The organism is Maribacter algarum (ex Zhang et al. 2020) (assembly GCF_005885635.1).
Classification (GTDB): Bacteria; Bacteroidota; Bacteroidia; order Flavobacteriales; family Flavobacteriaceae; genus Maribacter_C; species Maribacter_C algarum.
Genome location: NZ_VATY01000001.1, coordinates 980,148 through 992,785 on the forward strand (window position 1 = coordinate 980,148; position 12,638 = coordinate 992,785).

Consider the following 12,638-nt stretch of genomic DNA (forward strand, 5'->3'; position numbering starts at 1 on the left):
TTACTCATGTTACACGCAACAGAGCGGCTCATTTCATCTTATCCTATTAGGTGAAGTCCAAGTGCTGCACATGCAATGGTGCCTACCCATATTCCATATACATAAGGCATGCAATTATCCATCTTTTTTTTCAAGATAGCATTTGTATCCGGTTTTTCATTACCAGTTACCAAATCGACAAAAGCAGGAGTGAATTTTGAAAGTTGTTGGCGGATGGCAAGTCCGCATAAAATCAATCCACAAAGCACTAATAACTTATAATTTAAAAAAGGAGCCATTAAATGTGTAGGATGCATCAGATTATAAATTGCTACCGCTCCAATACCTATTACGAGGATTGGTCGAATCCAAAAATCAATGGTTTTCAACTTTTTCTTTAGTCCCTCGTTTTTACTAAAATGAGCAGCCAATACCAATACCAGCCATAAAATACTAACGGCCCAGATACCAGCCAAAGCTCCATCGCTAATCTTAGCTATCCCCATCAAACTAGCCATGTGCAATCCTGTTGGAGTGACCAAAGGCATTGCAATACGAGGTCCTAAATCACACCCTAATAAGATATTTAGTGCCGTGGTTCGTTGTCCGGCTGTAAGTTTCGGATTCACCACAAACTTACTTGAATAATAGGTGCCCATATCTGTACCAAGCCAAAAGGCAAAAAGCAAAACATGGATTAATTTTAGAAAAAGATACGTATTCATAATTTGGATTTATTTGGTCTGGTTTCTTGTTTCAAAATCTACAACTTCCACATAAACCAGTCTTCCAATAGGGTTTTGACATGTTTTAGAAAACGAGCTGCATCTGCGCCATTGATTATTCTATGGTCGAAACCTATCGTTAAAGGCATGATTAATCTAGGCTGAAATTGACCGTCAATATGAACGGCTTCCGTTTGACTTCCGGCAACTCCTAAGATAGCTACCTGTGGAAAACTAACTAAAGGAAAGATAGCACTTGTTCCTATTCCCCCTAAATTAGAAATGGTAAAGGTTCCGCCATCAAGGTCATCCATACCGATTTTCTTGCTTTTTACTTTTTCAGCCAAGTTCCCCAATTCATATGAAATATCGGTAATACTTTTCTCATTTGCATTTTTAAGTACGGGCACCATCAAACCTCTGTCACTATCAACAGCAACGCCTACGTTAATGTAATCTTTATATACAATCGCTGAATTTTGAGTGTCGATGCTAGCATTGAAGATAGGGAAATCCTCAAGGGCCTTTGCCACCACTTTTACCAAAATTCCCGTAATGGTAAGGGAACTTCCTTTCGCTTTGAAAGCACCTTTGTGTGCTTGTCGCTTTTGTTCTAAATAGGTGATATCGACCTTTTCTTGCAACCAAGCGTGGGGAATGTTGCTCCAAGAAGTCGTCATGTTTTTGCTGGTCGCCTGCATGATTCCTGTCATCGCTTCGCTTCGAATCGCCCCCCATTTACTTAAATCTGGTAAAGTGGCCATTGCCATCGCCGCACCGCCACCAGAAGCTCTATTCTGATTCAATGCTTTGGCATAGTTCTTTACATCTTGAACGGAAATACGATTGCTGCCTGATTTTAAAGGCATGGTGGCAATATCGATTCCTATTTCGCGGGCAACCTTCTTTGCTAAGGGAGAAGCTCTAAACCTACCATTGCGTTTAGCATCATTTTTCGCTAGTGGCGTAGTTTCAACGTTAACGGGAATTTCCACTTTAACAACCTCCTTCACTTCCACCGCCTTTTCCTCAACTACGGGAGCAACAGGCTCTTCTTCTGCAACTTCAGAAGCCCCACTGGAAATTTTTATAATCGGAGTTCCTTCTCCTACTTCATCGCCAATCTTTACTAATATTTCCGTTATCTCTCCAGCAAAATCAGCGGGAACCTCAACTACAACTTTATCGGTTTCCACCTCCATCAAAGTCTGTTCTGCAGCAATGGTATCACCCTCCGCTACATGAATGGCAATGATGGTACCGTTTTCGATACCTTCCCCTAAAGAAGGTAATTTTATTTCGGAAACAGCGGCTTTCTTCGAGGTAGTTTTATTTACAACTTCCGTCTTCACTTGAGCCTCTTGAACCAGCACAGCTGTATCTGACTCTGCAACTTTAATTTCGGCAACTTCAGGTGTTTCCATTTCTTGAGCAGTATCACCACCTTGTAAACGAATGATGGGTGTGCCTTGAGAAATCTGGTCGCCCGTATTCACTAAAATCTCGGTCACTACGCCTTCGGCGTCAGAAGGGACTTCGACAACCACCTTGTCTGTTTCGACTTCCATTAGCGACTGCTCTAAAGTTATCGTATCACCAACAGCAACCATAATATTAATCACAGTGCCACTTTCGATACCTTCGCCCAATTCAGGTAATTTCAACTCGGTCATTTTCTTCGGATTAAAGGGGTTGGCGATTACGCCATCGGATTAATTTTACTGTTATCTATCTTATGCTTCTTGATGAAGTCCTTCACTTCTTTTGCCGTGGCTGCACCTTCTTCGCGCAACAATTGTAAAGCGGCCAAAGCGATGAATTTCGGACTGATTTCAAAGTGGTCTCTCAAATCTTCCCTTGCTTCGCTCAATCCGTAGCCATCGGTACCTAATACATGATATGCTTTTGGCATCCACTTGGCGATTCCGTTTGCCCACTGTTTTACATAATCAGAGACGGAAACAAATACTCCAGTCTCTTTTTCCAACAATTCTTCCACATAAGCTTTCGGTCTTTTACCATCTGTAGAAAGTAATGCCTGGCGCTCCACTTCTTGTGCATCACGATGTAATTCCGTGTAGCTAGTCACACTCCAGATATCGGTGGAAATACCCATTTCTTCCAACATTCTTTTGGCTTCAACAACTTGCATCATTATCGACCCACTGCCCATCAAGTGTGCTTTTCTGCCTTTCGCTATTTTTTTCGTTGATTTTTCATAGCGATACATTCCTTTAATCACTCCTTCTTCAACACCTTCGGGCATTATCGGCATCGGATAATTTTCGTTCGTTACCGTTATATAATAGAATATCTTTTCTTGCAATTCATACATTCTATGGATTCCGTCTTTGACAATCAATGCCAATTCGAAGGCAAATGAAGGGTCATAACTTTTCATATTCGGAACAATACTGGAAAGAATATGCGAGTGACCATCTTGGTGTTGAACGCCTTCTCCGTTCAAAGTTGTTCTTCCAGAAGTACCGCCGATTAGAAAGCCTTTACACATCATATCACCACAAGCCCAAATCATATCACCCACTCTTTGGAAACCAAAAATGGAATAGAAAACATAAAAAGGAATCATGGGTACACCATGCATAGAATAGGCAGAACCAGCAGCCATAAAGGAAGCAATTGCACCCGCTTCACAAATACCTTCCTGAAGAATTTGCCCGTCAGCACTTTCTCTATAATAGGAAATGCTATCGGCGTCGACTGGTTTATACAATTGACCTTTGGGCTGATAGATTCCCGCGTAGCGGAACAATCCGTCTAAACCAAATGTCCGGGCCTCATCAGGAATAATCGGAACAACATATTCTTTGATGCCATCTTGACGCAAGAGTTTGGTAATGATTCGCACCAAAACCATAGTAGTAGAAACTGACCTACCTTCAGTACCTGTAAAAAATTCTCCCCAAAGTTCTTCACCTGGAGTTTTTATAGCTGGCGCTTCATCTTTACGTTCTGGCAGGTAACCTCCGAGCTCATATCTTTTCTTCTTTAAATATGTAATCTCAGGACTATCTTCAGCAGGCACATAAAATTTTGCCTTCGCTGCATCTTCTTCACTCATTGGAATACCGAAACGTTTCGCTGCTGCAATACGTTCATCTGCATTCATATTCTTTTTCTGATGCGTTGTATTCTTACCTTCACCAGAATCACCCATTCCATACCCTTTAAGTGTCTTCATTAGAATCACACTAGGTTTTCCGTTGGGTTTAGCCGCCTTATCAAAAGCAGCATATATCTTTTTATAATCGTGTCCACCTCGTTTTATGGTACGAATTTCTTCGTCTGACAAAGAGTGCATCAACTTCTCTAATTCCGGATTATCTTTCACCCAATGCTTCCTTACCTCGTCACCAGGGAGCACTGAATACATCTGGTAGTCGCCATCAAGCGCTTTGTTCATTCTATCTACCAAAATGCCTTTTTGGTCGCGTTCTAAAAGGGCATCCCACTCGCTACCCCAAATAACTTTAGTCACATTCCATCCAGCACCTAAAAAGCTACGTTCCAATTCTTGAATTACTTTTCCGTTACCTCGCACAGGCCCATCCAGACGTTGGAGGTTGCAATTGACCACTAAGACAAGATTATCCAATTGCTCACGTACGGCAATGTTTAATGTCCCCAGTGTTTCTGGTTCATCCATTTCACCATCACCTACGAATGCCCATATTTTACCGCCGTTCTTTTCTTTGAGTCCTCGATTTTCCAGATACTTTTTAAATCGTGCCTGATAAATTGCGCTGACACCGATAAGTCCCATCGAGGCAGATGGTATCTCCCAAAACTCAGGTAATCTTCTCGGGTGCGGATATGAAGGCAAACCACCTCCAGGTTGCAATTCACGTCTAAAGTTTTTCAGATTTGTTTCTGTTAATCTTCCTTCCAAAAGCGCTCTTGCGTAAACTCCCGGAGCGGCATGAGGTTGAAGGGAAACTAAATCACCTCCATAATTGGCGGATTTTTTTCTAAAAAAGTGATTGAAGCCCACTTCATACATACTGGCCGCAGAAGCGTAAGTAGCAATATGGCCACCAACACCTTCACCACTATCGTAACCTTGTAACACCATGGCCATGGCATTCCATCGGTTGATGTTTTCAATTTTATTTTCAATAACCGTATTGCCTGGATAAGGTGGTTGATGTTTTGCATTAATAGTGTTGATGTAGGGGGAATTCAATGCTTCACCAGCTAACTTCACTCCTTTCCGAATCGCCAAGGCACGTAATTCTCTAATGAGGTCGGCAGCTTGCTCATCCCCCTGGTCTTCGATAACCTCTTCGATAGAAGCTATCCATTCTTGTAATTCTATCTGCCACTCTTGGCTTTTTTCAACAGCAATTGTATTCATAGTAATGGAATTATGTATCTCTAATACAGCACTAATGTAATTAAAAATTAGTTAATATTATTAATCATTAATATAATTAACTATATTTATAATGAATAAAAATTGCCTTTTAGCGTCCTTTATTAAGCTAAATTTCATTCCTTAAAACATTGAATATAAAATTATGAGTGACAAACTATTATATCGTACAACATCAAATCCACAACTAAAAAGAGGGTATGTAGATACTGCTGACGGACAGATTCACTTTGGTACCGCAGGAGAAGGACCCGCCTTAGTTTTGATACATCAATCCTCTTCTTCAATGGAAGAGTATGCGGCCCTCGTCCCGTATTTATTTGAAAAATACCAACTCATCATGTTCGATTTGCCAGGTCATGGTTTATCGAGTGACCCTAGTAGCGAACCTGGTGTTGAGGAGTTCACTGATGTAGCTTTAGCAGTAGTCAACCATTTGAATGTTGAAAAATGCAGTGTTCTAGGACATCACGGTGGTGCCTTGATGACGATGAATTTTGCCTATCGCTTTCCCGAACGTACCGAAAAAGTTATTCTATCGGGAACAAGTGGTATAAAGTCAGAGGAAGAGAAAGTTGAATTTTCTAAGTCTCTTGAAAACAAGAAAAAAGTAGGTCTTGGAAAAGATGGGCAATCCTTATTATTAGCATGGCAGCGCTATGTTGCGTATATGCCCGATGCGGAAATCAACGATGTACTTCGCCCTTTTCTAAATAGTGTAATCACACGTATGCGACCTTATGACGCACACCATTCCGTTCTTAAATGGGATAGACAACCAGCGCTAGAAAATCTGAAAGTTCCCGTTTTACTGTTACAGGGACTGTTAGACGAATTCGTAAGTCACCAAGAAAACTTATTGGATATTATTCCAAATGCCGAGCGGCAAGTCATCGAAGATGGAGGTGCTTTCTTATTTTTCGATAAGGCAAAAAAATGCGCCAAAATCATCGACACATTTCTTAGTAAATAACCTTAGGGCAAGCCCACGAGGCGTTAGAACGAAAATTAACATTGATTTCGACGCAAGCGTCGGAGCGTTTTAAACCTGCCCGTCCGGCAGGCGGGTCTCGATTATCGAGCAAATAATTTATCGCCCCCAGCCGGCTCCAGCTTCACCTTTTTGTAAAGCCCTGACTTCGGCAATATCTTTGGGCGGATTTAGCCATTTCGGCTTATCCTTTTTTGCCCATGTTAACAGTTTTTCAGGGAATTCATCATGACTTTCCACACGCCAAGAGTGCAATTGTATGACCGCTTTTTTATCTGGCATTCCCGCCCAAGGTGGAAGTGCCCCATAACGTTCCCATGCCATTTGGTGTGGTTCGTCGACGCTTCCCTCAGGGTGAATAAAGAAATCATAGTTTTCCCATGCTTGATATTGTCTTCCACCTGGAAGCGGAAAATCTAAATATACCTGTGCATTATATATGTAACTACTCCCCATTTTTCGATAGGGTATTCCGTCTTCCGATTTGATAACTTGAACGCGTTCGCCAACACCTTGCTCAACATCACCATAAATTCTATCGTTCTCAAGGCGATAGGTTATCATTTGATAAGGATAGGCAATCGGCGTTACCGGTTGACCATTATATTCAGTAAGCACCTCGCCGGTCTCAGGATCTGTATAGGCAAATGTCTTTCTAGTCAAATGCGTTACTTTTCCATCAGCCTCATCAGGCCAAATGATGGTCGAACTATCGAAACCAATCATTCCGAAAAGTTTTTTTCCCGAAGGATATTCATATACAGCACCATCTGCCACCCAATGCACGGGTTCGCCAGTTCCTGCTCTTGCATCAACCCAATTCTTTAAAACCTCCGGTGCACTCTGATAAGAAGCTTTATCCGCCCAAGGATGCGCAACTTCAGTAATCGCGTCTTCTGCTTTTTCAACAGTTTCAATTTTCATGTTCTCTCCGCATCCGAAAAGAATTACGACTATTAATAAGGATAGTAATTGCTTCATAGTTTCTCTTTTAAATAGTGGACTTTAAAATTTCAGAAACTAAATATACTTAAATTAGTTAACTTTATTAACTAATTTTTAATTGTACCTATATATGAATGTATTGATTGTACATGCACACGAGAATACCGATTCATTTTCAAGTGCTCTTGCTAGAACCGTGAAAAGTTTTTTTGAAGAAAATGGACACCAAGTCACTATTTCAGATTTGTACGGAAAGGGATTCAATCCCGTCGGCGGCATACACGATTTCAAAAATCTTACCAATAGCGACTACTACAAATATGCTGTTGAACAAATAAATGCTGTCAAAGAGAATTCATTTTCCGAAGATGTCTTCACGGAAATGAAACTACTTGAAGAAGCCGATGTGCTCATTTTGAACTTTCCGCTATGGTGGTTTGGCATGCCTGCGATATTAAAAGGTTGGGTAGATCGTGTATTGGCCTACGGTTTTGCCTATGGAGGTGAATACGGTTTATATAAGGAAGGAAGATTTCAAGGAAAAAAAGCATTTTTAAGCATAACAACCGGAAGCCCCAATACATTCTATACAGAGGAAGGTACTCACGGAAGGTCACTTGAAAATATTCTATTAAATATAAATGAAGGTATCATAGGCTTGGTGGGTTTCGATGTACTTCAACCCTATATTGCCTATTCCGTATCCCGCATTTCAGAGGAGAAACGAAAAAAATATATCGAAGACTATCACTCATTTCTTATCAAAAATTTTGGGTAAATCTGCTTGGGAATCCTTAAAAGATTTGCCGATACTTTAGGAATCATATAAGTCTATACTAACCTACGTTGATAAAATCCTTAAAATATTTTCAAAAACATATGGAAATGAAAAAAATTCAAAAAAAAATAGTTAATTATATTAACCATTAACATAATTAATTATTATATTGGTTGCAGATTTAAACATTATTTAGCTAAAAAAACAAGACAATATGCGGCCTAAAGTCTTTAAAAATGGGCAAAAGAGAACTAATTCTAAACCAGTAATTCAAACCTTATGAGAACTAAGAAAATTATGAATTTGGTCTGTTTGTTCAGTTTTTTACTCTGTTCTGCGGGAGTTTTTGCCCAGGGCACAGTAACAGGAACAGTGACAGATGACAACAATCTCCCCATCTTGGGAGCAACGGTACAAGTAAAAGGCACCTCCAACGGTGTTGTAACCGATGATAATGGAACGTATAGTATTCAAGCCTCTAACGGAGATATTCTTGTCGTTTCTTATATTGGTTTCGGACGAAAAGAAATAACAGTAACGGGAGCTACGGCGAATGTACAACTTCAAGAAGACGTAAGTCTTTTAAATGAAGTAGTTGTTTCTTCAACAAGAAAACCTGTAAGAAAACTACAGACGACAACATCAGTTAATAGTGTTGGTATTGCTGAGCTTGAGACCATTAAGCCTGAATCTTTTTCAGAGGCACTTCAAAATACCCCTGGCGTCACAATTGATGAATCACAAGGTAGAAAAGGCGGATTCAACATAAGAGGATTTCCAGGAGGTAACTTTGTAACTACTTTGATAGATGGTATGCCTGTTTCAGGTATTGCAGGTCAATCAGGTGGGACTCAGGAGTTTTTTGGCTTAGATCCCAATGTTGAACGAATCGAAGTGGTTCGCGGTGCCGCTGCTACACTCTTTGGGCGATCTTCAGCAGCAGGTGCACTAAATATCATATCAAAGACCGGTGGAACCGAACATAAGGGTTCATTCTCCATCACTAAATACAACAATACGGCCAATGATGGACATATATACGATGGAGATTTGGACTACAGGGCTGATTTCAACCTCAATGGTCCACTATCGGATAAGCTTCGTTACAATGTTGGAGGATATGTAATAAATGATTCAGGGGTAAAAGAACAAGCAAACAAAGACAAAGGCTTCCAAGTAAGAGCAAATGTCGATTGGTTGATTTCCGATAAAAGCAGTATAAGATTCTATGCAGGTTATTTCAATAATCAATTCCAAAATATAATTGGTACGGTTTGGGATATGCAGAATGAAAGTTTAGCTGAAGGGTGGAATGCCCGAAGTACTTTTTATAATGATCCCTTAGGATCTACAGTATTAAACCAAGACCTTGGTGTAAGACAGGCTTTCTTCAATCCTACACCAGTGACCAATGCTGCAGGTGGCGGTGCATTGACTTGGAATCCCGCAGAAAGTATAGAAAGAGCTAAAGGTATTAATTTCGGTGTGGATGCAACTTTCCATTTAGGTAATGATTGGTACTTTTCTGAAAAGATAAGGTACAATGACTTCTTTCTTCGTGACATTAATGATTTGAACCTTACGACGATTTTCGAAATTGGCGATACTACTACAAGGTTAAATGCCAATGCACTCAATCAAAATAGGGATTTATTGACAGAGACAAGATTTAGCAAATTAATCAAAGGAGAATCTTCTGAACACAATCTAACCTTAGGACTCTATTACAGTGATGCTAAAAGAGATCGCTTAGGCTTTAATTACTTTTACGGATCTAATGTGAGTCCTAGACCTACTTTTACTACTTTATTCGGTTTTGGTAGCGGTTCTTTTAGCGATCCTACTCTTCCGCAAACTGTTTACATTTCAAATACTTCTTCGCACAGAGAGGAGACTGCCACAGGTTTGTTCATTGGAGATGAAATGGTATTTAATGATAAATTAAGTGTCAATGCTGGTTTCCGTTACGATTGGCAGAAAGGATTTATCAATAATAATCCAGAAGAAATAAGGGAGAAGTCTATTGATTTCGATCCAGGTATGGAGGAAGAGAATGAAATTAAGCTTTCAGATTATTCATTCTCTATTGGAGCCAATTATTTAACGGGTGAGACATCTGCGGTTTACGCAAACTTTACACGTTCCTTTACTTTTCAAACAGTCGATGAGGTAGATGATGAATTTTTAGATAACGAATTAGTGAAAAATTTTGAAATAGGATATAGAGCTGGTCTTGGAGATATAACAGTTGATGCGACTTATTTTAATACCAATATCGATAATAGTGTGTCTACTGTTTTTGATAATGATGTAGGTGGTTTTGTAGATCGACCCGCTGGTTCATACAAAATTAATGGAGCTGAAATTGCGCTCGCTTATACGCCTAAAATGGTTAAAGGTTTATTATTGAGCGGTAGTTTTACACTCCAAAATTCAGAATTTGATGATTTCATTGAAGGTATTGATGATGCTACTGTTACGGCCATCAATGATGCTGGAAATCCTCTTGATTTAAATCTAGTTAATCAAGGTGGCGCTACTGCACTAGACCTTTCTGGGAATCAGGTAAGACAACAACCCAAGACCATTTTTAATCTTAATCTCGCTTACAATGGTAAGAATTGGGGAGCTAATTTCGGTGGATTCACCTATACCGGACTTTACTATGATAATGCTAACATTTACGCGTCGCAAAATCTTTCCATTTATAATACAGGTGCCTACGTTAAATTTCCTTTAGGAGATGATGAACTTAGGCTTTCAATACTTGTAAAGAATATTTTTGATGGCACAAATGCACAGAATATATTCACTGCAGGTGGTTTAGATGAGGTAATTCAGTCTACAATTGTCGATTCAAACTACACAAATCAGCTCGCTTTTGCAGTAAATCAAAATCCAAAAAGGGTTTTGTTCACAGTTGGATATAGTTTCTAAAAACTGATTAAGTTTTAGTTTGAGTTAGTTTAAGTGCTAAAGGGAATGACTTATTAGTTATTCCCTTTCCTTCATTTAGAACTATATTAAATAAACCATCTAAGGAAAGAGTAGCTGAATGATATTACTAGAGATAGTATTTTTAGATGAATTACATCAAGTAACGCTCCATATACCAGGACTGAAAACCACATTCGACTACTAGAATATTTTTACTCTCAATTCTTCTTTTCCTCTATCAATTCTATAAACTCCCCTGCTGGCCCTTTAACAATGACCATTCTATTACCATCATAACCCAATCCCGGCAGTATAATTGGAGAGTTAATAAACAAACTTGAATCTATCAAATCGAGATTGCTTACCGTAAATGAGGCCATAGACACTCCTGGAGGGAGTTCTCCTTCCTCTGTTCCCCGAAGTTTCGCATTTTCAGAATACCCATCAATTTCAATGGAGTTACTAAAAGCTCCCAATCGCACTAACCCGAGAGCGAACTTATAATCTTTGGTCAAATTCTGAGCTGAGGCAATTAACGGAATAGGTGTCTCCATAAAAAAAGCTTCTTTTGCGTTGAAAATATTTACATAAAAATCGGTCATAACTCTGGCATCAGGTCCCGCAGCCACCATAATAAAGGGTCGGTCGATGGCGCTTCTAGCCTTCAGTAAAGTAGATTCTTCATTATGTCCCATATCCGCAGTAAAATAAAATACTTCCCCTGAAGGTCCTTTAAATTGAACTGCACGGATAGAAGATAAACCGTCACCTAAGTTTTCAGGACCTCCAATATGTACAAATGGACTCTTACTCAATTTCTCATAAACTTCATCTGGGTTTTCCACAATGAGCTCAATGGCATTCCATCCGTATGTTGTCATTGCCTTGTAGTCTTTGGGTACCGTCCCCTCGACAACCCTTAAGTAGACATCATCTCCACTTTTGGGTTGTAGCAAAGCGAAGGGTTTTTCGTTCATTTTTGGAGTACCCCATCCATTTGCCATTTCTTTAGAAATTTTCCCTTCATCAGCCAACTTATAATCCAACCAGCCAGTATATAGTTTTTTCGTTGTCTTTATATCTTTTACGACTACCGTTGCCATCTTAATTCGTTCAATAATCGGCAGAATTACGTCATTTGAATCTTCCTGAATCTTGTACGACTTCAAATCAGGGGCAACCAATCGATTTATAATTTCATTCCCGTTTTTTAAAATTATGAAACGGGCAGAGGCTTTTACCACCCCTACATTTTTTGCATGATGATATACATTGATTGATTTTGCTTCGGTTCCTCTCCCTAAATCCCAATAGGTATCAAATTCGATACGCAAACAATCTTTATAATTTCCCGAAGGGACAATGACATCTTCCGTTCTGCTAATTTGTTGTGTTATCGAAAAAATACCTTTTTGCTTTCGCCCGTCTTTGAAAAAACGGATATAGTTTCGTTCTGCGTTTAAGGTATCCCCTACTGTTTCTATAGGAGCAAACCAGTGTATCGGCTTCTCAAAAACAGCGATACTTCCATCACTAGAAAAGGTTTCTCCGTGATAAAGAATTCCATTTTCTCCTACGGAAAGTAGCTTTGAAGCTTTCGTCGCATCGTAGTGTCGAAAAGTTTTGGCATTTTTTGCAATTTGAAACAGGCCTTTTCCATCCTCATTTTGTATTGAATCAAAAAGTGACAAAAATCCTTTTGGAATCGCAACAATCTTAGAAACATAGTCCCCATCTTTCCATCCTTCAGGCGCAGTATACCGCCATTCGTTTTGGTCTGCAATAGGATAATAATCATGTACGGAAAATGTATTTTGACTGGACGCAGTATACCAACACAGAAAAAAAAGAGTAATTGTAAGGGTAGTATTTTTGAGATGCATCCGTTGT

At 39.5% G+C, this 12,638-nt stretch carries 8 protein-coding genes; 3 read left to right on the forward strand and 5 right to left on the reverse strand.

All coding sequences use genetic code 11. The features are described 5' to 3' along the window. Nucleotides 1–38: 38 nt before the first annotated feature. From FEE95_RS04195 to aceE, 3 genes are read right to left on the reverse strand one after another with little or no spacing between them, the layout of a single operon-like run. Complete coding sequence (locus FEE95_RS04195) at nt 39–704, reverse strand: hypothetical protein (RefSeq protein ID WP_138656571.1); 666 nt, start codon at nt 702–704, stop codon at nt 39–41. Between the two features lie 38 nt (nt 705–742). Then, a complete protein-coding gene (locus FEE95_RS04200; RefSeq protein WP_138656572.1) occupies nt 743–2,377 on the reverse strand; it encodes a 2-oxo acid dehydrogenase subunit E2 in 1,635 nt (544 codons plus the stop codon). Nucleotides 2,378–2,403: 26 nt separating this feature from the next. Beyond that, entirely contained in the window at nt 2,404–5,079 is a 2,676-nt protein-coding gene (gene aceE, locus FEE95_RS04205; protein WP_171036979.1) for a pyruvate dehydrogenase (acetyl-transferring), homodimeric type, read from the reverse strand. Between the two features lie 163 nt (nt 5,080–5,242). Here aceE and FEE95_RS04210 point away from each other — a divergent pair, with 163 nt between their 5' ends. Beyond that, nucleotides 5,243–6,070 (forward strand): alpha/beta fold hydrolase, encoded by an 828-nt coding sequence (locus FEE95_RS04210; RefSeq protein WP_138656573.1) that lies wholly within the window; start codon nt 5,243–5,245, stop codon nt 6,068–6,070. Nucleotides 6,071–6,187: 117 nt separating this feature from the next. Here FEE95_RS04210 and FEE95_RS04215 read toward each other — a convergent pair whose 3' ends face one another. Next, a complete protein-coding gene (locus tag FEE95_RS04215; RefSeq protein WP_138656574.1) occupies nt 6,188–7,069 on the reverse strand; it encodes a DUF1838 family protein in 882 nt (293 codons plus the stop codon). Between the two features lie 94 nt (nt 7,070–7,163). Here FEE95_RS04215 and FEE95_RS04220 point away from each other — a divergent pair, with 94 nt between their 5' ends. After that, entirely contained in the window at nt 7,164–7,811 is a 648-nt protein-coding gene (locus FEE95_RS04220; protein WP_138656575.1) for an NAD(P)H-dependent oxidoreductase, read from the forward strand. Nucleotides 7,812–8,090: 279 nt separating this feature from the next. Next, a complete protein-coding gene (locus FEE95_RS04225; RefSeq protein WP_138656576.1) occupies nt 8,091–10,748 on the forward strand; it encodes a TonB-dependent receptor in 2,658 nt (885 codons plus the stop codon). A gap of 218 nt (nt 10,749–10,966) precedes the next feature. On the opposite strand, the gene FEE95_RS04230 is transcribed toward FEE95_RS04225, so the two are convergent. Next, on the reverse strand, nt 10,967–12,631 hold the full coding sequence (locus FEE95_RS04230; protein WP_138656577.1) for a hypothetical protein: 1,665 nt from the start codon (nt 12,629–12,631) through the stop codon (nt 10,967–10,969). Nucleotides 12,632–12,638 lie beyond the last annotated feature (7 nt).